25 protein-coding genes are annotated in these 24,562 nt (G+C 67.4%); 6 read left to right on the forward strand and 19 right to left on the reverse strand.

All coding sequences use genetic code 11. From position 1 onward, the window contains the following. Positions 1-173: 173 nt before the first annotated feature. Positions 174-791 (forward strand): M23 family metallopeptidase, encoded by a 618-nt coding sequence (locus ABDZ95_RS12480; protein WP_343794211.1) that lies wholly within the window; start codon positions 174-176, stop codon positions 789-791. A 67-nt stretch (positions 792-858) separates the two neighbouring features. Then, positions 859-3,141, forward strand: coding sequence for an ATP-binding protein (locus ABDZ95_RS12485; protein WP_343794213.1), 2,283 nt, complete (start codon positions 859-861; stop codon positions 3,139-3,141). Between the two features lie 17 nt (positions 3,142-3,158). Here ABDZ95_RS12485 and ABDZ95_RS12490 read toward each other — a convergent pair whose 3' ends face one another. Together ABDZ95_RS12490 and aceA are read right to left on the reverse strand one after the other, a co-directional pair. Next, positions 3,159-3,368, reverse strand: a complete 210-nt coding sequence (locus tag ABDZ95_RS12490; protein ID WP_343794215.1) for a hypothetical protein — start codon at positions 3,366-3,368, stop codon at positions 3,159-3,161. An 11-nt stretch (positions 3,369-3,379) separates the two neighbouring features. Beyond that, positions 3,380-4,660: an isocitrate lyase gene (gene aceA, locus ABDZ95_RS12495; protein ID WP_343794217.1), complete on the reverse strand. Its 1,281-nt coding sequence runs from the start codon at positions 4,658-4,660 to the stop codon at positions 3,380-3,382. A gap of 155 nt (positions 4,661-4,815) precedes the next feature. Between aceA and ABDZ95_RS12500 the strand changes: the two genes are divergently transcribed. Further along, complete coding sequence (locus ABDZ95_RS12500; protein ID WP_343794219.1) at positions 4,816-6,225, forward strand: helix-turn-helix domain-containing protein; 1,410 nt, start codon at positions 4,816-4,818, stop codon at positions 6,223-6,225. A 7-nt stretch (positions 6,226-6,232) separates the two neighbouring features. Here ABDZ95_RS12500 and ABDZ95_RS12505 read toward each other — a convergent pair whose 3' ends face one another. The 3 genes from ABDZ95_RS12505 to ABDZ95_RS12515 form a co-directional block, all read right to left on the reverse strand. Further along, positions 6,233-7,657: a S41 family peptidase gene (locus tag ABDZ95_RS12505; protein ID WP_343794222.1), complete on the reverse strand. Its 1,425-nt coding sequence runs from the start codon at positions 7,655-7,657 to the stop codon at positions 6,233-6,235. Between the two features lie 135 nt (positions 7,658-7,792). Beyond that, the gene (locus ABDZ95_RS12510; protein WP_343794224.1) at positions 7,793-9,211 is read right to left on the reverse strand and encodes a hypothetical protein; all 1,419 of its coding nucleotides are present in this window, start codon (positions 9,209-9,211) and stop codon (positions 7,793-7,795) included. A gap of 65 nt (positions 9,212-9,276) precedes the next feature. Further along, entirely contained in the window at positions 9,277-10,266 is a 990-nt protein-coding gene (locus ABDZ95_RS12515; protein WP_343794226.1) for a helix-turn-helix transcriptional regulator, read from the reverse strand. Between the two features lie 86 nt (positions 10,267-10,352). Between ABDZ95_RS12515 and ABDZ95_RS12520 the strand changes: the two genes are divergently transcribed. Beyond that, the gene (locus ABDZ95_RS12520) at positions 10,353-10,580 is read left to right on the forward strand and encodes a hypothetical protein (protein WP_343794228.1); all 228 of its coding nucleotides are present in this window, start codon (positions 10,353-10,355) and stop codon (positions 10,578-10,580) included. Between the two features lie 6 nt (positions 10,581-10,586). Here ABDZ95_RS12520 and ABDZ95_RS12525 read toward each other — a convergent pair whose 3' ends face one another. Together ABDZ95_RS12525 and ABDZ95_RS12530 are read right to left on the reverse strand one after the other, a co-directional pair. Beyond that, positions 10,587-11,003, reverse strand: a complete 417-nt coding sequence (locus ABDZ95_RS12525) for a DUF1801 domain-containing protein (RefSeq protein WP_343794230.1) — start codon at positions 11,001-11,003, stop codon at positions 10,587-10,589. Positions 11,004-11,041: 38 nt separating this feature from the next. After that, positions 11,042-12,967: a winged helix-turn-helix domain-containing protein gene (locus tag ABDZ95_RS12530; RefSeq protein ID WP_343794232.1), complete on the reverse strand. Its 1,926-nt coding sequence runs from the start codon at positions 12,965-12,967 to the stop codon at positions 11,042-11,044. A gap of 797 nt (positions 12,968-13,764) precedes the next feature. On the opposite strand from ABDZ95_RS12530, the gene ABDZ95_RS12535 reads away from it, so the two are divergent. Continuing rightward, positions 13,765-14,088, forward strand: a complete 324-nt coding sequence (locus ABDZ95_RS12535) for a UrcA family protein (protein WP_343794234.1) — start codon at positions 13,765-13,767, stop codon at positions 14,086-14,088. Between the two features lie 150 nt (positions 14,089-14,238). Here the strand turns inward: ABDZ95_RS12535 and ABDZ95_RS12540 are convergent, their stop codons facing one another. From ABDZ95_RS12540 to ABDZ95_RS12585, 10 genes are all read right to left on the reverse strand, one after another. Beyond that, the gene (locus tag ABDZ95_RS12540) at positions 14,239-15,657 is read right to left on the reverse strand and encodes an NAD(P)(+) transhydrogenase (Re/Si-specific) subunit beta (RefSeq protein ID WP_343794237.1); all 1,419 of its coding nucleotides are present in this window, start codon (positions 15,655-15,657) and stop codon (positions 14,239-14,241) included. A gap of 37 nt (positions 15,658-15,694) precedes the next feature. After that, on the reverse strand, positions 15,695-15,988 hold the full coding sequence (locus ABDZ95_RS12545) for a hypothetical protein (RefSeq protein WP_343794239.1): 294 nt from the start codon (positions 15,986-15,988) through the stop codon (positions 15,695-15,697). After that, on the reverse strand, positions 15,985-16,293 hold the full coding sequence (locus tag ABDZ95_RS12550; RefSeq protein ID WP_343794241.1) for a proton-translocating transhydrogenase family protein: 309 nt from the start codon (positions 16,291-16,293) through the stop codon (positions 15,985-15,987). Before ABDZ95_RS12550 ends, ABDZ95_RS12545 begins: the two co-directional genes overlap by 4 nt. Then, positions 16,293-17,426 (reverse strand): Re/Si-specific NAD(P)(+) transhydrogenase subunit alpha, encoded by a 1,134-nt coding sequence (locus tag ABDZ95_RS12555; protein WP_343794243.1) that lies wholly within the window; start codon positions 17,424-17,426, stop codon positions 16,293-16,295. The genes ABDZ95_RS12550 and ABDZ95_RS12555 overlap by 1 nt, the downstream gene beginning before the upstream one ends. Positions 17,427-17,518: 92 nt before the next feature. Further along, positions 17,519-17,758, reverse strand: a complete 240-nt coding sequence (locus ABDZ95_RS12560; protein WP_343794245.1) for an aa3-type cytochrome c oxidase subunit IV — start codon at positions 17,756-17,758, stop codon at positions 17,519-17,521. Between the two features lie 86 nt (positions 17,759-17,844). Next, positions 17,845-19,185, reverse strand: coding sequence for a serine hydrolase domain-containing protein (locus ABDZ95_RS12565; RefSeq protein WP_343794247.1), 1,341 nt, complete (start codon positions 19,183-19,185; stop codon positions 17,845-17,847). A 36-nt stretch (positions 19,186-19,221) separates the two neighbouring features. Continuing rightward, positions 19,222-21,024, reverse strand: a complete 1,803-nt coding sequence (locus tag ABDZ95_RS12570) for a M3 family oligoendopeptidase (RefSeq protein WP_343794249.1) — start codon at positions 21,022-21,024, stop codon at positions 19,222-19,224. 72 nt (positions 21,025-21,096) lie between these two features. Next, the gene (locus ABDZ95_RS12575; protein ID WP_343794251.1) at positions 21,097-21,540 is read right to left on the reverse strand and encodes an NUDIX hydrolase; all 444 of its coding nucleotides are present in this window, start codon (positions 21,538-21,540) and stop codon (positions 21,097-21,099) included. 57 nt (positions 21,541-21,597) lie between these two features. After that, positions 21,598-22,095 (reverse strand): DUF2059 domain-containing protein, encoded by a 498-nt coding sequence (locus ABDZ95_RS12580; RefSeq protein WP_343794253.1) that lies wholly within the window; start codon positions 22,093-22,095, stop codon positions 21,598-21,600. A gap of 42 nt (positions 22,096-22,137) precedes the next feature. Next, a complete protein-coding gene (locus tag ABDZ95_RS12585) occupies positions 22,138-22,566 on the reverse strand; it encodes a winged helix-turn-helix transcriptional regulator (RefSeq protein WP_343794254.1) in 429 nt (142 codons plus the stop codon). Positions 22,567-22,619: 53 nt separating this feature from the next. Between ABDZ95_RS12585 and ABDZ95_RS12590 the strand changes: the two genes are divergently transcribed. Beyond that, on the forward strand, positions 22,620-23,228 hold the full coding sequence (locus ABDZ95_RS12590) for an NAD(P)-dependent oxidoreductase (protein ID WP_343794256.1): 609 nt from the start codon (positions 22,620-22,622) through the stop codon (positions 23,226-23,228). Positions 23,229-23,298: 70 nt separating this feature from the next. On the opposite strand, the gene rplA is transcribed toward ABDZ95_RS12590, so the two are convergent. Both rplA and rplK read right to left on the reverse strand, forming a co-directional pair. Further along, positions 23,299-23,988, reverse strand: a complete 690-nt coding sequence (rplA, locus tag ABDZ95_RS12595) for a 50S ribosomal protein L1 (RefSeq protein WP_343794258.1) — start codon at positions 23,986-23,988, stop codon at positions 23,299-23,301. A 4-nt stretch (positions 23,989-23,992) separates the two neighbouring features. Beyond that, a complete protein-coding gene (gene rplK, locus ABDZ95_RS12600; RefSeq protein WP_343794260.1) occupies positions 23,993-24,424 on the reverse strand; it encodes a 50S ribosomal protein L11 in 432 nt (143 codons plus the stop codon). Positions 24,425-24,562: the final 138 nt, after the last annotated feature.

Genomic DNA, 24,562 nt, shown 5'->3' on the forward strand with positions numbered 1-24,562 from the left:
GTTCCCGCCCTGCGACGACCTGCCACCCCCGTGCGCCCCATTCCGGTCCCATCGAGTCTTAGAAAGACGCTCCTCATCACGGAGCGTACAGCACGGACCGGACGCCATGAAGGCGACGCTCCCGGCGCTCCCTCCCTGCTCTTTCCGAGCCGAAGACGGAGCCGACGCCGCCCATGCGACGCCTGTTGCCGACCGCCCGGTCGTTCCTCACCCACTCCGGACAAGCCGCCGCCATGGCCGGCGTCGCCCTGCTGGCCATGGCCGCCGCGCCGCTGAGCGTCGCCGGCGATATCCCACCAATTGAAGGCTACGCCACGCCCGAAGCGCCGCCGGTCGCCGCCGTGGCCGAGCCAGCCGGTCCAGTCACTCGACAGATCGTCTTTGCCGAACCCGTGCGGGGCTACGCCATCAACTCGGCGTTCGGCATGCGCCGCCTGCCCGGCGCCGCCGCCCGCCACCACGACGGCGTCGACATCGCTGCCCCCAGCGGGACCAGCGTCTACGTCGCCGCCGAAGGCCGGGTCCTGCGCACGGGTTACGATGCGGGCGGCTATGGCCGCTTCATCGAAGTGCTCCATCCCAACGGCATGTCGACCCTCTATGGCCACCTCAGCCGGGTCGATGTCGCTTCCGGTGAGCGACTGGTCGAGGGAGAAAGCATCGGTCTGGTCGGCAGTACTGGCCGCTCGACCGGTCCTCACCTGCATTTCGAGGTCCGTCGCGGCCATCAGCAGGTCAATCCGACCAAGGTCCTCGGCCGGGACTTCGAAGTCGAGGTCGCCGCCGCCTGATCGGTACGGAAACGCGCACTCTTTCTTCACCCCTTGAAGCGATACTGCAACGCTGAAAGGGGGCGTCTTGGAACGCATCATCTCCTGCATCGCTCTGCAGCATGACTGGCGCTGGACGCTCGCGGCCGGCCTGGTGTGCTTCTTCGGCGTCGGCGTCGCCTATCGCGCCCTGTGCCGGGCTCGCGGGCTGACGGGGCCCCGTCAGCTTCGTATGGCCGTGCTTTCGGCCTTCGTGTGCGGCCTCGCAGTGTTCTCGACTCACTTCATCGCCATGTTAGGATTCGATGCCGGCGCACCGATCCGATTCGGCGTCTGGCTGACGGTCAGCTCCTTCTTCATGGCGTTCGGCAGCATCGCCCTCGCCTGCCTGATCGCCCTGTCACGCCCGGGCCCCGTCATGCGCGCGATCGCTGGAGCCGTGGCGATTGCCGGCGTCAGCGCCATGCATTTCCTCGGGGTGTCAGCCATCGAGATGCCGGGCATGATCGCCTGGCACCCGGGATACATCGCAGGCGGGATTATCGCCGGGATGACTGTCGCCGCCCTGAGCGCCGGCCTGCTGCACGGCCTGAGCCCCTTCCGGATGACAGTGACCGGCATCGGCGGCGCACTCTCGGTCATCATCCTCCACTTCACGGCGATGAGCGCGATGACGCTGACGCCCGCCCCGGCGCCAGCGCTGGGCTGGACCATGTCGCCGGGCGTAATGGTCCTCGTGATCGCCGCCATGGTGCTGGGCATGGCCGTCGTCGCCGCGCTCCTCGTCGCCATGGCCTGGTTCTCCCGCGCCAGCGCCACCCACCAGATCCGGGACGCCATCGACGCCATGTCCGACGGCCTCGCCTTCTACGATGCCGACGACAAGCTGGTGCTCTGGAACCGCCGCTACGGAGAGGTGAACCCCGAATTGGCCTCGCGTCTGCAGGTCGGCATGACCTTCCGCGAGTTGCTTCAGGTCGGTCTGGATGAGGGCCTCTACTCGGAGGCCCACGGGCGTGAGGAAGAGTTCGTCGCCGAGCGCATGGCCATGCGCAAGAGCCTGTCCGCCACAATGGAGCAGCGCTTCGCCGGCAACCGCTGGATCCGCGTCTCGGATCGCGGCACCCGAGCCGGCGGCATCGTGACGGTTTGCACCGACATCACCGAACTGAAGAACCACGCCGACGCCCTCTCCGAAGCCCGTGACGCCGCCGAGGCCGCCAACCGAGCGAAGAGCGAATTCCTCGCCAATATGAGCCACGAAATCCGCACGCCCCTGAATGGCGTGATTGGTGTGGCCCAGGCTCTGCGCAGTACCGAACTGTCGGCCCGTCAGACCGAGATGCTGGACCTGATCCGCTCGTCCAGCCACACGCTTCAGGTCCTGCTCAGCGACATCCTCGACCTCGCCCGCGTCGAATCCGGACGCCTCGAGTTGAACGAGGAAGCCTTCGATCTCGGCCGCGCCGTCCGCGAATCGGGACAGCTCTACGAGTCGCAGGCCAGCGAGAAGGGCCTTCAGTTCTTCGTCGAGATCGCTCCCGAGGTCGACTGCTGGATCGAGGGTGATGTGGTCCGCCTGAAACAGGTGCTGACCAACCTCGTCTCGAACGCTGTGAAGTTCACCGACAAGGGCTTCGTCTGCCTGACAGTTGCCCCGGGGCCGATCCTGAAGGGCGTCGAGACCCTGCGCTTCTCGGTTGAGGACACCGGCATCGGCTTCGACAGCGAGACTCGCGCCCGCCTGTTCAGCCGCTTCGAGCAGGCCGACGGCGGCATCACCCGCAAGTTCGGTGGCTCGGGCCTTGGCCTGTCCATCTCCCGCCAACTGGCCGAGATGATGGGCGGCGATCTGGATTGCGAGAGCGAGCCCGGCGGCGGCTCGGCCTTCATCCTGACCGTGCCGCTCCGCCGTGCCGAGGCCCCGGCGCTCAAGGCGGTGACGGAAACGACGGTGGAAACCACCGAAGCCCGCCGCATGAAGGTCCTGCTCGCCGACGATCACCCGGTGAACCGAAAGGTTGTCGAGATGATCCTGATGCAGGCGGACATCGAACTGACGCAGGTAGAAAACGGTTCGCAAGCGCTTCAGGCGGCCCGCGCCTCTGACTTCGACATCATCCTGATGGACATGCAGATGCCCGTCATGGACGGCCTGACAGCGACGAAGGAGATCCGCCTGCACGAGGCGGCCCTTGGCCTGCCCCGTACGCCGGTGATCATGCTGACCGCCAACGCCTTGGTGGAACACGTGACTGCAGCCGAGGCTGCGGGCGCCGATCGCCATCTGGCCAAGCCGTTCGATGCGGCCGAGTTGCTCGGCCTCATCGATACCCTGCCCCGCGCGGCCGCCGCTTCGCTGGCGGCCTGACGCGGAGCCTCGACGGCCTATTCCTGGCCGTGCGCGGCCTCGTTGATCACCTGAAGCGGCATCTCCGAGAAATCGACCGCCACCGGCTGGGCCAGTCTGGCTCGGAAGGTCTTGATCACATGCTCCAGGCGCCGCCGCACCTCGCGTTCGGCCTCCGTCCGGGTGTCCAGGTTCAGGGGGGCGAGGCAGAAGTCGATGATGGCTTCGGGATTGTTCAGCGGTTGCATGATCTCTCTCCTTATTCAGCCGCGACGAACTGGGCGGTTTCGGTGGACTCCTTCATGGCGGTCGTCGAGGACTGGCCATTGGAGATGACGGTGGCGACCTGATCGAAGTAGCCGGTGCCGACCTCGCGCTGGTGGCGCGTGGCGGTGTAGCCGATGGCCTCGTTGGCGAACTCGCGCTGCTGCAGCTCGGAGTAGGCCGCCATGCCGCGGTCGCGGTAGCCCGAGGCCAGCTCGAACATGCCGTTGTTCAGGCTGTGGAAGCCGGCCAGCGTCACGAACTGGAACTTGTAGCCCATGGCTCCCAGCTCACGCTGGAACTTGGCGATCGTCGCCTTGTCCAGCTTGGCTTCCCAGTTGAATGATGGCGAACAGTTGTAGGCCATCAGCTTGCCCGGATGTTCTTTCTGGACCGCCTCGGCGAACTTCTTCGCGTCGTCCAGATCCGGATGCGAGGTCTCCCACCACAGCAGGTCGGCGATGTTGGCGTAGGACAGGCCACGCGCGATACAGTGGTCCAGACCGGTGCCGGGCTTCAGACGGAAGAAGCCTTCGGGTGTGCGGTTCTCGCGGTCGATGAAGGGCTGGTCGCGCTCGTCGATATCCGAGGTGATCAGTTGGGCGCTTTCAGCGTCGGTGCGGGCGACCGTGATGGTCGGCGTGCCACAGACATCGGCGGCAAGGCGGGCGGCGATCAGGTTGCGCTCATGCGCCTGCGTCGGGATCAGCACCTTGCCGCCCAGGTGGCCGCACTTCTTTTCCGAGGCCAGCTGGTCCTCGAAGTGGACGCCCGCGGCGCCTGCCTCGATGAAGGCCTTCATGATCTCGAAGCTGTTCAGCGGCCCGCCGAAGCCGGCCTCGGCGTCGGCGACGATGGGGGCGAACCAGTCCCGCTTCGCCCCGCCCTCGGCGTGCTCGATCTGGTCGGCGCGCTGCAGGGTGCGGTTGATGCGGCGGCACAGCTCCGGCGCAGCGTTGGCCGGATACAGCGACTGGTCCGGGTACATGGCGCCGGCCGTATTGGCGTCAGCGGCGACCTGCCAGCCGGACAGGTAAATGGCCTTCAGGCCCGCACGAACCATTTGCATGGCCTGATTGCCGGTCACGGCGCCCAGAGCGTTGATATAGGGCTCGCTGTGCAGCAACTCCCACAGACGATTGGCGCCCCGCTCTGCCAGCGTATGGGTCACCGGCACCGAACCGCGCAGTCGCAGGACGTCTTCCGGCGTGTAGGGGCGCTCGATGCCGTCGAAGCGGCCGGTGGGCGAAGGAACCAGGTCGGCGAAGGTGGTCATCGTCGTCATCCGTCAGGTCGCCGGCGGGAGTGCGGCGGTTCGACGGAAGGACAACACGCACAAGTCACGAATGACACAGACGCAAGCCTACATTTCGCGTCATTGAGTCATATCATGACACTTGCTGTTAAGTCATTTTATGACAACGTGCAGTGATGGACGTCGCCGATCGCAAGCTGTTTCTGGGAGGCCGCCTCAAGCGGGTCCGGCGCGAGCTCGGCCTGACTCAGACCGCCATGGCCGGCGATCTGGGCGTTTCCCCCAGCTATCTCAACCACATAGAGCGCAATCAGCGGCCGGTTTCAGCCCAGCTCCTCCTGCGTCTGGCCGAGACCTATGACGTTGATCTGCGCACCCTGGGCCAGACCGGCGGCCCGGCGACGGAAGCCGAACTGGCCGAGGCGCTCGCCGATCCGGTGTTTCAGGGCCTCGCCGCGCCCCGGCACGAGATCGTCCAGCTGGCCGAGGATCAGCCCACGGTCGCGGACGCGTTCCTGCGCCTCTATCGCGCCTTCGCCGACCAGCGCGCCCGCGCGCAGACCGGGCCGCAAACCGACGACGGCCCGGCCGACTGGGTGCGCGAGTATGTGCAGGCCCGCCGCAATCACTTCCCCGAGCTCGACGCGCTGGGCGAGGCCCTCGCTGCTTCGCTCGAGGCCGACGCTCCAGGCGAGCCCTTCGAAATCCGTGTCCGCGCCCGCCTGTCCGCCGCCCACGGTCTGACCGTCCGCACCCTCCCGGCCGAGGTCATGGTCGAATGGACCCGCCGCTACGACCCGCACCGCAAGCGCCTGCTGCTGTCCGAGACGCTCGGCCCCTCCTCCCGCGCCTTCGCCGTCGCCTATCAACTGGCCCAGGTCGAGCACGCGGCCGATCTCGAGACCCTGATCGCCGGCTCCGGGGCGCCCGACGAGGCCGCACGCCGCCTGCTGAAGGTCTCCCTGACCAACACCCTCGCCGCCGCCATCCTGATGCCCTACGCCGCTTTCCAAACGGCGGCCGAGGCCAATGGCTACGATCTTCCCCGGCTTCAGGCCCGTTTCGGCGTCAGCTTCGAGCAGGCCGCCCATCGTCTGACCACCCTGTCCCGCCCCACGGCGCGCGGCGTGCCCTTCTTCCTGATGCGGGTCGATCAGGCAGGCAATGTCTCCAAGCGCTTCGCCTCGGGCAGCTTCCCCTTCTCGCGCTTCGGGGGCGCCTGCCCGCGCTGGAGGCTGCATTCGACCTTCCGCACACCCGGCCGGATCGTCACCCAGATCATCGAGACGCCGGACGGCCAGCGCTGGTTCACCCTCGCGCGCACCGTCAATCGCCAGGGCCACGACGGCTTCAGTGAGGGACAGGATCTGGCGATCGGGCTCGGCTGCGAGCTCAAGCACGCCCACCGCCTGATCCACGCCCGTGGCCTGGACCTCGGCGCACCGGAGGTGACGCCCATCGGCCCCGCCTGCCGCCTGTGCCACCGCCATCCCTGCGCCGAACGCGCCGCCCCGCCCGTCGACCGCGCCCCGGCGGTCGACGACTGGGCCAAGTCCGTCAGCCCCTGGCCGTTCGCGGCCGGCTGATCCGGTTCTAGGGCCGTGCGGGCGTCAGGCGAGCCAGAGCCGCTCGCATGCGCGCCGTGCGCTGTTGCCGCGTGTCGTTGTTCCGCAAGGGGATCAGCACATCCGGCACAATGCCGCCGACCTCGTTTGCGCCGTCTGCGCGATAGCGCACGCAATCCGGCATCGAGAACTCGCCACCCGAGTGGTTCAGGCGCACCGGTTCACCCCCCAGCCAGTGGCCGCAGCCGGCGCCGAACGACGGGGCTCCGATGATCACCGCGGCATCGTTGTCCCTGAGCACCGAGGCGAACTGCTCGGCAGAGGAGGCGCTGCCCTGATCGACGACCACGTACAGCGGGCCATCCCAGATGCCGGCCTCATAAGGATAGGACACGAGCGAGAAGGTCAGCCCCTCCCACGGCTTTCCCCGCACCTGATCGGCGTCATGACCATTGATCCAGCCTGTCGCCGACAGGCCGGTCTCGACAAGCTGCGAGCAGGAGACAGGCTCGCCCCGCCACATCGGCGAGCGGTCGCAGGGCGTTCGGGTCTCATCGCGCGCGGCCCTCATCTGCGCAATCAGGCCATCCACCGTGGCTCGATCCGCTGCAGCGAGGTTCGGGCGCATGGCCGTCAGTTCCTCTATGTCGCTGTCGAGTTTCGCCGTCCATGCAGGTGTCCGCATCATACCGACACGAGCCGAACGGAGCGGTCGGCGGGTCACCATCCGGGCAATCGCTTCAGAACTGTCGTCGCCGCCGCCGTTACGGGCGAGGTCGACGATCAGGGCGTCAGGCCGTCGAGCGGAAAGAGCCCGCAACTGCCGTGTGGCGATCGCGACGAAGGCCGCGTGGCCCTCCCTCTCGAGAGCTTCGACGCAGGCGTCATCGCAGTCGTTCCCGATACCTCTCTCGGCGGCGATCCCGTTGCAGATTTCAGGGAAGGCGAACTGGCCGAAGGCGGGGATGCGCAGCACGCCGAACCGCTTTCCGTCGACTGTCACAAAACCGGCGGCGAGAATGGCCGAATCATCTCCCGGGATCGGTTCAAAGCCCGGCATGCCCGGGAACGCGCCCTGCCGGTCGCCGGCCCCGCCTGGCGCCAGGCCGGCGCATGGCGATGCAGGACCTGCGCCCCCGGTCTGCGCAGTCGCGGCCGGCCAGCGCACCGAGACATGCCCATCTGCGAACGATGAGGCGAAGCGCGTCAGGGCCGTGCGCGCCGATGCATCGTCCGTTGCGGCCCCGACCGCGGCGTAGGCCGTATCCCAGGCTGTCTTCAGGCTCTGCCGCTCCGACGCCGCCCATTCCAGGTTGGCGTAGCTGTGGGACATGACGTCCCGCATCTGCTCCAGATCAGCGAACCAGCCGGTACGGTCGAACTCCTGCGCGCTGACCGGCTGAGCGAGAATCAACCCGCAGGCGACAAGGCCGCATAGCCGTTTCAGATGCATGTGACTGGCTCCCCCGCCCTGATCCGGGCCTGCGGCACCCTAGTCAGCGACGGGACCATCCGACGCTCGACGATCAGCCTTCATCCGTCGATCGCGGATTTCGTCTGCGTTTAACCAGCACTTGTCGCAAAGCTTTCAGGTCAGGCGAACCTTTCCATCCTCCAGACGGTAGCCGATCCCGCCCCGATCCAGCAGACGTGCGACCAGCGTCGCCGCTTCATCCGAGCCCCGATCCAGCAGGGTCTCCACGTCCGCCCGCACGGCCGGATCGCCTGAAAGCCGGTCCAGCGCCTCGAACCACTCCTGACGCGTCAGAACGCCGTCCTCACGATTGGCGCCGATCAGCGGCTTCAGGAAATCGAACCAGTCGCCGCCCGTCGCCCGCCTCTGGAAACCTTCGGCCACAAGAGCGAACACGGCGCCACAGGCGTAGTAGGCGCGATGCTCCCCACGGCTGTTCGCCTCCCCCACGGGCTCGTCGGCCAGATCGATACAGTCGTCGACCTCCTCCTGCAGGGCGCTGCGCACGTCGTAGGACGGACTGATCTCCGCCATGGCCCGCATGGCCATCAGGTCCGACCCGCCCTCGGTGATCCACGAGTCCCGCGAACGCTCGTAACGCACCGTCTGCCCCAGCCAGAAGTGGGCGCTCTCGTGGCCGATGAACCAGCGCGTATGGTCAGCCACCTCCGTGGAGGGCTCGACAACGCTATCGCCCTCGAACGCCATGATGATCAGCCCCGGCAGCACGCTGCCGCCCATGCTGCGCAGATGCGGCGTGGGTCCGTTCCAGCTGACCATGATCGTCGGCTTGTCGGTCTGGCCGGGCCCGAGCCTGCGGGCATAGTAGTCCGCGACCTTCGGAGCGAACTCGCCAATTTCAGTTCCGATCCATGCCGGCAGGCCGGGATCGATGACCGTCGCCAGACGCGGACTGTCGACCAGATCCGCCTGCCCGAACAGCACATAGATCGTGCCGGTGTCGGAGACGGGATTGCGCCGTCGCTCGCCCTCGAACAACACCGGCCCCGCGCGATCCTGCCACATGATCCGGGCATTCGACTTCTGGATGTCCACGTCCTTCAGATCCAGCGGCAGCGAATCCGCCTGTTCGGCGGACGTCAGCGGAATGACGTCGAAATGCCCGGAGAACATCGCCACCGAACCGTCGGTGAAGACCAAAGCGGGATCGTAATCAGCTTCCAGATCCTCGGCTTTCGGCGTCAGCCGGAAGCGCAGGCGACGGGGAACAGGGCCACCGTCAAGCGAACGGATCACGTCCAGATGGCCTCGCCGCTCCAGAACCACACCCGGCGTCTCGAGCGTCCACTGGCCCAGCCGCCACGGCTGACGGTTCTCCCGCGCCAACGCCGAGCGGAGGAAGGCCCAGGCCGGTGCATCGGCCGGCAGCACATAGTCCGCGCTCCAATGGTCTCCGTCACGCGTCACCGTGACGTCCGGAGCGTTTGGATCCCGTTCTGCCGGTGACGACATCGTGGCGCACCCGGTCAGCAGGGCGACGGACGCCAGAACGGCGGCGAAGGCGGTACGCATGCTCGAAACTCTCCTGTGCCACAGGCTTAGCCGTGGCGAGCAGCGGGCGTCTCGTTACGCTTTGGTCAGGCTTCGACCGCTTTCAGGGCGCGGCCGGCGGCGTCGAGCTCCCCGGCCATCACCGCCTTGAGACGCGTCGGCTGGATGATCCGCACCTGCTCGCCCCAGGTGAACAGATGCCAGGCCAGCTCACGCATGCCCGAGGCGCGGAAGCGGACGATCACCGAGCCGTCATCCTGATCCTCCACCGTCTGGGTCGGGTGCCAGCGCCATGCTCGGGCCTCGTCGGCGCCCTCGGAGGTGATCTGCAGGACCACATCCTCGATCTCATCCTGATAGATGCCGAACGACTGGCTGGCGAAGACCTGCAGGTCGAAGTCCACTGGCGGCGCGGCCGTCCCCTCCTCGGCCTTCACCGCGCTCATTCGATCGAGCCGGAAGGTCTGGATGCGGCCGCTCTCGCGGTCCGCGGCGACCAGATAGTTGGCGCGGCCGAACATGACGCCGCACGGCGCTACGCTGCGTCGGCGCGGCTCGGCCCCCGGACGGCTGTAGATGAAGCCCAGCGGCTGACCGGCCAGGACCGCCTGCCGGATCTGGGCCAACTGGCTCTCGTCCGCCGTCGGCCGCGGCCCGGCCTGCACGGCGATGGTCTCGGCCCGCACCAGCGCCTCGAGATCGGGCGCCAGCCGGTTCAGGGTCGTTGAGCGGATGGCCGTCTTCAGCTTGCGCTCCAGCCCTTCCAGCGCCGCCGCCCGCACCGGCTCGCCCTGCGCCCGCAGCAACTGCACCGCCTTGGTCAGTTCGACCAGTTCCTCGGTCGTCGGCGCCTGTTCGAAGGCCGACAGGCCGCCGCGGATGCGCCAGCGCTTGCCCGGCCACTCCGACACTTCCTCGGTCTGCGGGAACAGGGCCACCACCGCGTCCCGCAGCCGCTCGGCCGTCCGGCGCTGCATGTCGTAGTCGGCCATGATCTCGGCGATCGAGACGCCCTCGGCGCTGGCCGCCATGCGCCGCGCGAGCTCCAGAACATCGGCCGCCTTGGAATGTCTCATGCGTTCAGAAAATCATACGACAAAAAATGACGCAACACTGTTTCAAGCTCCAACCATCGAATGAAACACCGCTTCGGAGTTCACTGATGGCCCGCTTTGCTCCCGCCGCCCACGTCGCCGCCAACCGCTACCTGATCGTCCCGTGCGACGCCGACGGCTGCGGCGACCTGGCCGTCATCTGGGACCGTCTGGAAGAACAGGTGATCGACGTCATCGACGCCCGCGCCAGCGCCCGCTACGCCGACGAGGACGCCCTTTGGGACGAGGCCCGCCCGCTGTTCGACCCGGCCGAGGATTTCCGCATCGCCGCCTGAGATCGCTCAGGCCGCGTCCGGATACTTCGCTCGCGTACGCGCCAGCGATCGCTCCGCAAGCTCACGCAGGGCGTCGAGGTCCGCGTCTTTCAGCCGGTTCAGGTACAGGCAGGCCACGCTGGTCTTGTGCTTGCCCATCCGGGCCAGCAGGTCCGCGTCGTCCTTGTCGAACCCGGGCATCAGATACAGGACCATGTTCGCCTTGCGCGGCGAGAAGCCCAGCACCGGCCAGTCGCCCGTGGCTCCTTTGTAGACGCCGTACCCGACGATGGATGGTCCCCACATCACCGCCGGCTGTCCGCTGACCTCGGTCAGGATCGCGTCGACGACCTTCGCGTCCTCGCGCCGCCCCTCATGCTCCACCGTGGCGATGAAGTTCGCGACCGGCACATCCGTCGGCTTCGTCTTGGGTTCGCTGGCCATGATCCCTCCCCTTCGGCTACACAGTGCGGCCGTCCGGATCAGGCTGCAAGGCTGGCCCCGGCCGCCCTCGGCGGACAGGCATGGGGTATGGGCGCCGGCAAATGCGGCCTGACGCCGTTTCGCGTCAGGCGATCGTGCAGAACCGGAAATTGACGGGCGTCGAAGCCGGGGTTGATCATGTACTGCATCAGATTCGGCAGGCTGCCCTCCCGATCCAGCGGACGAAGGAGCGCGACCGCGCCGCGCGCGTCCCCGGCCAGCGCCGCCGCCAGCCACCGGGTGTTCAGATTGCCTGTCGCATCGATCTGCGACTTCAGACGCAAAGCCTCGGCCTGCCGACCCTCTGCGCAGGCCTGACGCATCTCGGCCAGCAGACGTGTCGCCGGGGCCAGCCCCGACGTCCGGATCGGCGGCAGCAGACGGCGCGCCTCATCGAACCGGCCGGCCCAGATATAGGCCCGGTGCGCCTGGTACTGCGTCACGGCTTGCTCCGGCCGCTGCGCCAGTTGCTCCCGCGCGTAGCGCACGGCGACATCCAGATCCATCGCCATGACAGAGATCGTGATCGCGCGAGACCTGGGCTCGCCTTCCTCCAGCGAGAGCTGGTGAACCTGACCGGCGGCGCGACGCATCCCCGCCCGGTCGCCGGAATAGGCTGACAGGTCGGCCAGTTCCTCCCAGGCATCGGTGTCGCGCGGTCGAGCCCGCACATACTGCTCCATCAGCCGACGGGCGGTCACGAGCTCGAGATCCATGGCGGCGCGGGCTGCGCGGTACTTCAGACGCTCGACATCATCACGGCTGTTGGCGATGGCCGCGTCCAGCCGCTCGATATGCCGCGCCAGACGGACCTCGTCCGAAACGGACCCGCGCGTCGAGGCATCCAGCCGGGTCTGGTTGCCGAACCAGGTGTCCGCCGCCTTCCAGTGCGCTGCGGCAAAAGTCGGATCCAGAACCCGCGCCAGTTCATAGGCGTCCGCCGCCGCTGTGGCGAAGTCCAGATCCCCCTCCTCGAACTGCCGCTGGTCCATGGCCAGACCGCGCAGATAGGCCTCGTAGGCTTCGGACGAGTGGGTGCCGGCACCCACCAGCGCCCTGATCTGACGGCGGGGCGCGGCCGGGCTGAGGCTGGAGGCGACGTGGAACGCGATGTCTTCCTGAATTTCGATCACGTCGCTGGCGCTACGGTCATAGCTGTTGGCCCAGATTTGCGAACCGTCTTCTGCGCGCAGAAGTTTGACCGTCACCCGGATCCGGTCTCCGGAGCGACGCACGGCGCCCTCGAGGAATTGGTCTGCGCCGAGTTGCGACGCCGCCTCCTGTTCCGACGATCCGGACCGCACGAGTCTTGCGGCAGACAACCGCGACACGGTCCGGAGGTCGGGCGTTCGGGCGAGCGTGGTCTGAAGCTCCTCCGCCAGCCCATCCGCGAACCACCGCTGGTCGCCGCCCGGCGACAGGTCCTCGAACGGCATGACCACGATCGAGCGCGGCGCCAGCGCGGGCGAAGGTGAAATCCGCGGCCAGACGATCAATGCCCCGGCGATGAACAGACTGGCCAACACGGCGGCTAAGGCCAGCAGCCGTTGAGGCGGCCAACGCGTCGCATCGGGCGGGACCTGGTCGACCACACCGGGCAGGATCGAAAGGGCCTCGACCGCCGGCAGAAAGCGATAGCCCCGTCCGTGCGCGGTTTCGATGTAGCGTGGCTGTCGGGCATTATCACCTATGGCCTGACGCAGTTCCTTGACCGCAGTCGTCAGCACCGCATCGCTGACCGTGACGCCGGACCAGACGCGCGCGAACAGCTCGTCCTTTGTGACGAGAACCTGGGGCCGCTCCATCAGCACGGTCAGCAGGTCAAACGCACGCGCCCCAAGGCGGACAGGCTTCCCGTCCACCAGCACGCGGGCGTCCTGGCGATCCAGGCACAGCCCTTCGGCGAGGAGATACCTCTCCTTCATCGACGCTGACCTCTCCCTGCGATGCGTGAACCGACCACAACACCGACGCTAGCCAGCGAAGACGTGCGGAGCCAGCGCCCGAGCCCGTCCGCAGCGCTTCCTCAGAAAACTATCAGAAATCCCTTACGGCCGTGTCAGGACTTTGGGCGGATCGGTAACGCACCGTCGTCGTCAACAGGGGGCGGCCAACGGCATTCGCTCTCCAGCTTCACTGCCGTTCAGGAGAGTTCGCGGTGGTCCGGTTGCGTACATCGGTCGGTTACATGGTGTTGATGATCGCTGGCGCCGTCGCCGTCGAGGGCGCGCTCGTCGCCCTGCCATCCCTGGTCAGGACCACGCCGGCTCAGCCTGCGCCTGTCACGACGGCAGACCACTACTTTGTCGAGGTTCGCGACCCGGGAGAGGGTCGGATAAGCGTGGAAATGCGCCCCTCGAGCTGAAAACGGCGCAGCGACGCCCTCCACCCGACGTCGTCGTTTCGCCGGGTTGGTTCCGGTTCTCCTGCCGAGCCAACCAATGCCGGGGTGGTCGCGAGAACTTTCCGCTTCAGCGTTCTCGCGATCGCCCCGGTTTCCATCACACGGCCGCGTCCGGCTGCCGCTTTGTTGCGACGAACCCGAACGCCTTTGAGCCGAATGCCGCGATGGGGAAGGCCGGACCGCAGCGGACCGCAACAAAATGCCGGCCTGTAAACAACACGCGTCTCCCCCTTCACTCCCCGCAGCCTTCAACGCATTCCCGGCGGACCCCGATGGCCCACCGAAACGCAGGCTGAACGTCTTCTACGGAACCGCCCGATGCCCGCCTTCAAAACCCTGGCGCATGCCACCTTCGCCGCCACGATCGCCGCGGCTGCCGTCGTCGCCATTCCGGCCGTCGCCGACGACGCACGCCTGCTGCGCGTCCCGCATATCGATCTGAACCTGTCGCGTACCGCCGACCGCGCGGTGCTGGAGGCCCGGATCCAGGCCGCCGCGCGCGCCGCCTGCCGCCCCGATTACGACGCCAATCCCGTCACAAGCCGCCGGGCCTGCGTCACCGACGCCATGCGTCGCGCCCGTACCCAGCTGGATCACCTGATGGTCGAAGGCCGGACGGATTCGGCGCGCGCCGCGCGCTGATCGAAATCGGGCAGGCGACGCCCTCCACCCGACGTCGTCGTCTGTCCGCGAGCGGTCCGGTTCTCCTGCCGGGTCGTTCAGTCGGGGTGGTTGCAAGGACTTTCCGCTTCAGCGTCCGAGCAGCCGCCCCGGCACCCCCGTCATGGGTGCCTAGATCGACTTGACGATCCCCTCGACCATCTTCTTGGCGTCGGCGAACAGCATCATGGTGTTGTCGCGGAAGAAGAGTTCGTTCTCCACGCCCGCATAGCCTGCCGCCATCCCGCGCTTGATGAACAACACGGTGCCGGCCTTCTCGACGTCCAGGATCGGCATGCCGTAGATGGCGCTGGTCGGATCCGTCTTCGCGGCCGGATTGGTCACGTCGTTGGCGCCGATGACGAAGGCGACGTCACAGCTGCCGAACTCGCTGTTGATGTCCTCCAGCTCGAACACCTCGTCGTAGGGCACATTGGCCTCGGCCAGCAGCACGTTCATGTGGCCGGGCATGCGACCGGCGACCGGGTGGATGGCGTATTTCACCTCGACGCCCTCCTCCTTCAGCTTGTCGGCCATCTCGCGCAGCGCATGCTGGGCCTGCGCCACCGCCATGCCGTAGCCGGGCACGATGATGACCTTGGAGGCGTTCTTCATGATGAAGGCGGCGTCCTCGGCCGAGCCCTGCTTGACCGGCCGCGTCTCGACCGCCCCGCCACCCGCCGAGGCCGCGGCGTCGCCGCCGAACCCGCCGAGGATGACCGAGAAGAAGCTGCGGTTCATGCCCTTGCACATGATGTAGCTAAGGATCGCACCCGAGCTGCCGACCAGCGCCCCGGTGATGATCAGGGCGATATTCTCCAGCGTGAAGCCCAGCGCCGCCGCGGCCCAGCCGGAGTAGCTGTTCAGCATGGACACCACGACCGGCATGTCGGCCCCGCCGATCGGAATGATCAGGGTCGCACCCAGCACCAGGGCGATCAGGAACACGCCCCAGAAGGCCCAGGTCGCCGTGCCGCCCGAGCCGATCAGCAGGCCGATCAGCAGCACCATCACCAGCGCCAAAGCGATGTTGATCAGGTGGCGCATCGGCAGAAGGATCGGCGCGCCGCTCATGTTGCCGTTCAGCTTGGCGAAGGCGATGACCGAACCGGTGAAGGTGATGGCGCCGATCGCAACGCCGAGGCTCAACTCGATGATCGACAGGGTCTTGATCCCGCCCTCAGCCGTAGCGATGCCAAAGCTCTCCGGCGCATAGACCGCGCCGACCGCCACCAGACAGGCGGCCAGACCGACCAGGCTATGGAAGGCCGCAACCAGTTGCGGCATCTGGGTCATCTGAACGCGCCCGGCAATCACCGCCCCGACCGCGCCGCCGACGACGATGCCCCCGGCGATCAGACCCGCCGTCACCGCATCCACCAGTCCGCTGGACCACAGCGTCAGCAGGGTCACGCCGACCGCCAGCGCCATGCCGATCATGCCGAAGGTATTGCCCTGCCGGCTGGTCTCGGGGCTCGACAGCCCCCTGAGGCTCAGGATGAACAGGACGCCGGAGACCAGATAGGCCAGGGCCGCGATGGATGCGTTCACGCCATTTCCCCCGAAATCATTCCCGTCATCGTCGCCCTCACCTCGCCCCGTCGGCAGGCGGACAGGCCGTCCGGCACAGCCGCCACAGCGCCGCGGCGATGAACAACGGCGACAGGATCGCCATCGTCCAGTCCAGCACGCCCAGCGGCTTGGTCTGCGTCACGATCCGCAACAGGATCGCCGACGAGATCAGGACCAGCCCGCAGTCCAGCAGCCGCTGGCGACGCAACGGATTCTTCTCGGCGAACCAGCTCCACAGCCACATCGCCAGGCCGACGCCCGACGCGGCCCAGGAGATACCGATTGCGAACTGCTCGACGCCGATTGTCACTTCGGCCGCTCTTTCTTGCGGTACATCGCCAGCATCCGCCGCGTGACCATGAAGCCGCCGAAGATGTTCACGCTGGCCAGGGTCACCGCCGCGACGCCCGCGCCCCGCGCGATCCAGCCGTCACCGCTGGTCAGGGCCGCCGAGGCGATCAGGCCGCCGACGATGATCACCGAGGAGATGGCGTTGGTCACCGCCATCAGCGGCGTGTGCAGCGCCGGCGTCACCGACCAGACGACGTAGTAGCCGACGAAGATCGCCAGCACGAAGATAGCCAGCCGGAAGACGGTGGGATCGACGTGTTCCATCAGCCCTTCACTCCCTCATGCACCACGGCGCCGCCGTGCGTCACTACCGACGCTTTCAGGATTTCGTCTTCCAGATCAACGCCCAGAGCGCCATCCTTTACCATCAGCCCCAGGAAGGCGACGAGGTTTCGGGCGTAGAGGGCGGAAGCGTCCGCCGCGATGCGGCCCGGCAGGTTGGACCAGCCGACGACCTGCACTCCGTTCGGCGTGGTGACAATCTCGCCGACCTTCGCGCCCTCGACGTTGCCGCCGTTGTCGATGGCCAGATCGACCAGCACCGAACCCGGCTTCATCGATGCCACGTGGGCCGCCGTGACCAGCCGCGGCGCCGGGCGGCCGGGGATCAGGGCCGTCGTGATGACGACGTCCTGTTTGACGATGTGCGAGGCGGTCAATTCGGCCTGCTTGGCCTGATACTCGTCCGACATCGCCTTGGCGTAGCCGCCGGCCGTCTCCGCGGCCTTGAACTCCTCGTCCTCGACCGCGACGAACTTGGCCCCGAGGCTTTCGACCTGCTCCTTCGACGCCGGGCGCACGTCCGTGGCGGTCACCACCGCCCCCAGCCGGCGCGCCGTGGCGATGGCCTGCAGACCGGCGACGCCCGCGCCCATGACGAAGACCTTGGCGGCGGCGACGGTGCCGGCCGCCGTCATCATCATCGGGAAACCCTTGCCATAGGCGGCGGCTGCCTCGATCACCGCGCGATAGCCGGCGAGGTTGGCCTGTGACGACAGCACGTCCATCACCTGCGCGCGGGTGATACGCGGCACGAACTCCATGGCGAAGGCGGTCGCGTTGGCGCCGGCCAGCGCCTGGACCGTGTCCTTCTCGCGATAGGCGTCCAGCATGGAAACGACGACCGCGCCGGGCTTCAGAGCGCTGATCTCCTGCGCCGTCGGGCCCCGCACCTTCAGCAGGATGTCGGCGGTCGCCAGCACTGCCTTGGTATCCGGCTTCACCGACGCGCCTGCAGCGGCATAGTCGTCGTCGGGAATGGATGATCCGACGCCAGTCCCCGCCTCGACCGTCACCGCCGCGCCCAGCGCGATCAGCTTCTTCACCGTCTCCGGCGTAACGGCGCAGCGCGTTTCGCCTTCGCGGCGTTCACGGGTGACGGCGATAGCGACAGCCAAGCGAATCCCTCCGTCTTGTCTCGACGAAGGGACGTTAGGCCTGTTGCAGAGGATGCGTCAAAGTGGCGTGGACGGATCCACGCCGAAAGGCCTCAGTGGGCCTTGGGCTTGCGCAGGAAGAAGATCCCTGCGGCCATCATCACGACGAACACGATCAGGCCACCGAAGAAGCTGCCTTTCGGCATGAACCAGATCGTCAGGAAGGCCAGCGACGCGGCGATCGCCAGCGAGCCGTATTTCGACATGCCCATGAACAGGTCGAAGGTCGACTTCTGCTCGCTGATTTCCATCGAGCCGCGAACGTAGTCGTCGTGAGCGTGGTTGTCGGCCATGAGGGTCGGGTCCGGGAATCTGAAGTCGGTTCGTCGGCCCTTATACCGGCCCCGCCGCCCCGCTCAAGTCGCCGCCGACATTTCCGTCAGTCCAGCGCGGCCAGCACCTCGCGCGTGAAGGCGACCGGCTCGAACCGCTTGCCGGTCGGATCCTCGCCGCGACGCACGATGACGATGTTCCGGCTTGGCACGATGATGACGTACTGCCCGCGGTTGCCGTTGGCCGAGATGGTGTCCGCCGGCACGCCGTTGGACGTGTTCATCAGCCAGAAGGTCGCGCCATAGCCCTGCTCGCCCGTCGGCTGGGGTCCGGTCGGGGCCGAGACGTAGCCCAGCCAGCCTTCGGGCAGGATGCGTTCGCCCCCGACCATGCCGTCGTCCAGATACAGCTGCCCGAACCGGGCCAGATCCCGCGCCGTGGTCCAGACCTGGCTGGAGAGCATGTAGTTGCCGCGCCAGTCCGTCTCGGCCCAGGTGTGGGTCATGCCCAGACGCCGGAATAGCTCGGCCGGCGGATGTCGCTCGAACGTCGGCGCGATCGCCAGCACGGCCAGAAGGGTGTCGTTGTTGGCGTATCGGAACAGCCGGCCCGGCGTCGCGATCAGCGGCCAGGTCGTGGCCTGCTCGTCGATGCCCACGCCGCCAAAGTACAGCCCGTCCGTCCGATTGCCCGCCGTGTCGCTGGTCAGTCCGGAGGCCATGCGCATCAACTGATCGACGGTGATGACCGCGCGCGGATCGCCTTCGCGGCTCCAGTCGCTGATCGCCGCCGGCGCGTTCACATCGACCTCGCCCCGCTGCACGGCGGCCCCGATCAGGGTCCCGGCGATCGACTTGCCGACTGACCAGGTCCGCTGCGGCGTGTCGGGACCGAAACCTTCCGCATACCACTCGGACACCAGCCGGCCGTCGCGCAACACCAGCAGGGCCGTCGTGTTGCTGCCGTCTCCAAACCCGCCCACGGCCGCCCGCCGGAAGACCGGCTCCAGCGCCGCGGCGTCGTCCGGCGCTCCGACGGCGAAAGGCGTCTGCGTCCGCGGCGATGAGGCCGGGGGCGAGGTCTCCTCGCCGACCCAACCCACCGGCATGATCCGGCATCCGCCCTGCTCGCTCCACAGCGCGACCCGGGCCGGCATGACGCCGTCCCAGGCGACGGACACCCGGTTCTGAGAAACGTCTGCAGGAACCTCGCGGACGATCGCGTCGATCTCGGGATAGACGCCGACCAGTTCATTGGCCTGCACGCTCTCCAGCGTCCGCTGGCCACCCGCGGCCTCGGCGGTCTTCAACGCGCTGCAGACCGTCAGCGCCTTGTACCCTGCCGCCATGGCCCGCACGGACGCCGGAGGGATGGTGGCCGGCGGCGGGCTCTGGGCGATGGCGGGAAAGGCGATGGCGGCGGCGGCCGCAACGATCATGGTGCGCATGGCCGGACGGTCGCCCGCCCACGCCAGAGCGTCAACTCAGACCATGGTTTCGAACTGGTCGACCAGCCGCTCCAGACGCTTCGTGCCGATCGTCCAGAACGCCGGGTCGCGCGGGTTCAGCCCGAACGGCGCCAAGGCCTCGACGTAGCCCTTCGATCCGCCGCCCGCGAGCAGCTCGCGATACAGCGGCGTGAAGCCGTCCGGATCTTTGGCCCGCGTCTCCATCAGCGCCGCCACCAGCAGGTCGCCGAAGGCATAGGCGTAGACGTAGAAGGGCGAGTGCACGAAGTGGCTGACATAGCTCCACCAGTGCTCATAGCCGGGATTGAGCGTGATCGCCGGTCCCAGCGAGCCCCCCATTTCCTCCAGCCAGATCTCGCCGATCCGCTCGACCGGGACCTCGCCCGCCGCCCGCTCGTCATGGAAGCGGGTCTCGAAGCGGTGGAAGGCGATCTGGCGCACCACGGTGTTCAGCCCGTCCTCGATCCGACCGGCCAGCAGTCCACGTTGCTCGTCCGCCGGTGCGGTCTTCAGCAGGCGGTCGAAGGTCAGGCCCTCGGCGAAGATCGAGGCCGTTTCGGCCAGGGTCAGAGGCGTATCGGCCAGCAGGCTGCCCTGCCCCGCCGCCAGCGTCTGGTGCACGCCGTGCCCCAGCTCGTGCGCCAGCGTCAGCACATCGCGACGCTCGCCCATCCAGTTCAGGAAGACATAGGGGTGGCGGTCGGCGGTGACCGGGTGGGCATAGGCGCCGGATTGCTTGCCCGCGCGCGCCTTGCCGTCGATCCATGGCTTGTCGAAGAAGCCCTGCGCCCGGTCGGCGAAGTCGCCGCCCAGATCACCGAAACTTTCCAGCACCAGCGCCTTGCCGGCCTCCCAGTCGTAACCGCGCGGGGCGGTCGTCACCAACGGCGCATTGCGGTCCCACTGGTCCAGCACCGGCTTGCCCAGCACCTTCGCCTTCAGCGCATAGTAGCGATGCGACAGCACCGGATAGGCGGCGGCCACGGCCTCGGCCATGGCGTCCACGGACTCGCCGTCCACCTCGTTCGACAGGTGCCGGCTGTCGGCCGGGCGCTTGAACCCGCGCCATTTGTCTTCCAGCGCCTTGTCGGCCGCCACCGTGTTCAGCACCAGCGCCATCGTCGACGCCCGCTCGCCCAGAGCCGTGCTCAGTCCCTCGGCTGCCGCCTTGCGCTGCGCCGGCTTCGGATCGGACAGACGGTTCAGGGCTTCCGCCAGCGTCAGTTCATCCCTGCCCGACTTCACCTTCATCGCCGCCAGCGTCTCGTCGAACAGACGCGGCCACTGGGCGCTGATCGGCCCACGCTCGGCGAGGAAGGTCTCCAGCTCCTGGCTCAGCTCGTGCGGCTTCATCGCCCGCACCCGGCGGAACCAAGGCGACCAGCGCGAAGCGGCCGGATGGGCGGCGACCGCAGCCTCGATCTCGGCGTCCTCCAGCGCATTGACCTCCAGCGTCACCCAGATGGTCGGGGTGGCGATGGCCGTCAGCTTCTCGCGGACGGTGGCCTCGAAGCCCTGCGCCGCCGCGTCATTGCGATTGGTCGAGGCGGCCAGGAAGGCGTAGGCGCCCAACCCGCCCAGAACGTCCGACGCCTGTTCATACAGCTCGACCGTTCGATCCAGCCGTTGGCCCAGCGTCGCCGGCTCGGCCCGCGCGGCGACCAGCTGTCCCTGCAGGGCATTCAGCTCGCCGACCAGCACGCGGGCGCGCTCAAGATCGGCCGCCACCCGGGCGTCGTCACGCGAGGCATACAGGTCGGACAGGTCCCAGACGGGGGCGTCCAGCGGATCGGCGGGGCTCTTGAAGGGCGCGTTCATGCCCTTGGTTGTGGGGATGAGGACGCGGCGACGCAACCGCCGCCCAGCCGGAATGTCGCTTCGCCGCAGCGTTCAGGACGGCTCCGGCGCGAACCTCCGGATGATCTCCGCCAGATCCGGCTCGCTGACGCAGGCTGCTGCCTGCTCCTGCGACATCCAGACCCGCTCGCGCTCGGCCTGTTCCTTCCACGCGCCCTGCAGGATGTAGACCTCCAGCGGGTAGACGGCGACGACGCACCAGCGCGCGGCGCGGCGCTTCAGAACCTTCAGATACCGGAAAACGCCGATCGGATGCGCGGCGACCTCTCCATGCACCCCCGCTTCCTCCAGCGCCTCGATGGCGGCGGCCTCGGCATCCGTCTTGCCCGGCATGCGCCCCCCCTTGGGCGTCACCCAGCGACGGGTTTCGCGCGAAGTGACCAGCAGGATCTCGATGCCGTCCGGACCACGTCGCCACGGCAGGGCCGCCACCTGACGGCGCTCCGCTCGCTCTGTCCGGACGACGGTGTTCGACATCTTCGTTCCGTCGAACGTCGGCGGCCTTGCGTCAAGCCCTCCGGGGACGGAAGAAAATCAGTTCTTCGCCGCTGACGCGCCCAAGGCGTCGCAGTCGAAGCGCATGCAGAACTTTTCCATCATCGAGGTGAAGCGAGGGACGATGAGAGGCATCATGACCTGCTGGATCTCGAAGTTCATTTCGCCCTGCTTGAGCACGATCGCGCGTCCCATCGGCGTGTCGAAGAAACCGATGGCCGCTTCCAGTTCCTGCACCGTGAACGAGTCCGCGACGTCATCGCGCAGCTCGACAAGGGTGAGGTCCATGACCTCCTCAAGGATGGATGACATCTGGTCGGTCATCCACTCTCGCTGGTCGGCCGGCATTTCGCTCTCCTCGAACTGAGCACCGATCTGGTTCCGCATCTGCTTCACCAGATCCCCGCCCTGGGTCAGTTCAAGATAACGATCAGCCAGAGCAAGATGGGCCTCCCGCTCCGGGCTCGGAGTCTCCTGCGCAACCGCCGGCGCGGTCCAGGCCAGAGCCATGGCGATGATGATGGCCAGTTTACGCATGACGCCCCCCGTGCGATGGACGTCATAGTCCTTCTCGCAACCTCAGGAGGCAAATGAAATCACGGCTGCCTCACGCTCGTCGTAAAGCGAGCGTGCTTCCCGCACCTCACCGATCCGGCTCTCCGCCCAGTCGATCATTGGCTGGATCGCCGCCACCAGCGTTCCTCCGAGGGGCGTCAGCGCATAGGTCACCGCCACCGGCATCGCCGCAGCGTCGACCGAGCGACTGACCAGACCGTCTCGCTCCAGCTGCTTCAGGGTCTGGCTCAGCATCTTCTGCGAGACGCCATCGACCTCGCGCTTCAGCGCGTTGAACCGCGACGGCCCGCGCTCCAGCATGGTCAGCAACAACACGGTCCACTTGTCCGCGATCCGGTCCAGCAGTTCCCGCGTCGGGCACTGCGCCGAGAACACGTCACCCCGCAGGGTCACCCCGGAGTAACCGGGTGAGGTTTCGGTGCCTTCTTGCACGCCTGATCTCCTGAACGCACTTGGTACCCATTGGATACCACAGGAGTCAGTCCATGAATATCGTCGTCCTCGGCGCCAGTGGTCGCGCCGGCTCGGAGATCACCCGCGAACTCGCCGCGCGGGGCCACGCCGTCACCGCCATCGCCCGCAAGCCCGAAGCCATCCCGTCACTGGACGGCGTGACAGCCGTCGCCGGAGACGCCTCTGACCCCGCCGCGCTCACGCCCCTGCTCAAGGGCGCAGACGCGGTGATCAGCGCCCTGCATTTCGATGTGACGGCAGAGACCCTTCTGACGGCGATCCGCGACGCCGGCGTGCCTCGCCTGCTGGTTACGGGCGGCGCCGCCAGCCTCGAGGTCGCCCCCGGCCGCCGCCTGTTCGACACGCCGGAGTTCCCCGCCGAATGGAAACCGTTCGCCCAGGGCGGCCTGACCTTCCTCGACCACCTGCGCGGCGTCTCGGACGTCGACTGGACCTTCTTCTCTCCCGCCGCCGTCATTGAGGAAGGCCCTCGACTTGGCCGCTTCCGTCTGGGCGATGACCAGTTGGTAGTGGACGACAAGGGCGAAAGCCGGATCAGCTTCGCCGACTACGCCACCGCCATGGTCGACGAGCTGGAACAGCACCGGCACAGCCGCGCCCGCTTCACCGCGGCGTACTGACAACCACACAAGCAAAAACGGCGGGGATCGCTCCCCGCCGTTTCCGTGTCTTTCGACTGTCGAAGTTCGATCAGGCGCCCAGCGAGGCCGGATCGATCTTGAAGCCCGGGCCCATCGTCGAGGACAGGCTGATGCGCTTGATGTAGGTGCCCTTGGCGCCCGACGGCTTGGCGCGGTTCAGGGCGTCCACATAGGCCTTCACGTTGGCTTCGAGGGCTTCCTGGGTGAAGGAGGCCTTGCCGATGCCGCCGTGGGCGATACCGGCCTTCTCGACGCGGAACTCGACGGCGCCGCCCTTGGCGTCCTTGACGGCCTGGGCGACGTTCGGGGTCACGGTGCCGACCTTCGGGTTCGGCATCAGGCCGCGCGGGCCCAGCACCTTACCCAGACGGCCGACGAGGGCCATCATGTCCGGCGACGCGATGACGCGGTCGAAGTCCATCAGACCGCCGTTGATCTGCTCGTACAGATCCTCGGCGCCGACATACTCGGCGCCGGCGGCGCGGGCTTCATCAGCCTTGGCGTCCTTGGCGAAGACGGCGACCTTGACGTCACGGCCCGTGCCCGACGGCAGGTTGACGACGCCACGGACCTGCTGGTCGGCGTGACGCGGGTCGACACCCAGGTTGACGGCGATCTCGATCGACTCGTCGAACTTGGCCTTGGCGTTGTCCTTGACGGCCTTGATGGCGTCGGCGAACGGCATCAGCGACTCGCGGTCGCCGGTCCAGGCTTTGATGCGCTTGGCTTGCTTGGCCATGGTCTTAGCCCTCCACCACGTTCAGGCCCATCGCGCGGGCCGAGCCTTCGATGATCTTGGCCGCGGCCTCGATGTCGTTGGCGTTCAGATCTTTCATCTTCTTCTCGGCGATCTCGCGCAGTTGGGCGCGCGTGACCTTGCCGACCGTCTCGCGGCCCGTGAGCTTGGCGCCCGACTTCAGGCCGGTGGCCTGCTTCAGGTACCAGGTCGCCGGCGGCGTCTTGGTGACGAAGGTGAACGACTTGTCTTGGTAGACGGTGATCACGGTCGGAAGCGGGGTGCCCTTGGCTTCCTTCTCGGTGCGCGCGTTGAACTCCTTGCAGAAGCCCATGATGTTGACGCCGCGCTGACCGAGCGCCGGCCCGATCGGGGGCGAAGGCGTGGCGGAGCCCGCGGGCACCTGCAGCTTGATGTAGCCGAGAATCTTCTTGGCCATTGGTCTCTCCTAAACGGTGATCCCGAACTCAATCGGGACCGGTGAGCCGTGGTCTGGCATGGCTGCCTCCCACGGATTTACGCAATCGCTTGCGCCGCCCTGTTCCGGGCGAGGCGCGCGTATAGCCGAGCACGCCCT

This window comes from Brevundimonas kwangchunensis (assembly GCF_039523815.1).
Classification (GTDB): Bacteria; Pseudomonadota; Alphaproteobacteria; order Caulobacterales; family Caulobacteraceae; genus Brevundimonas; species Brevundimonas kwangchunensis.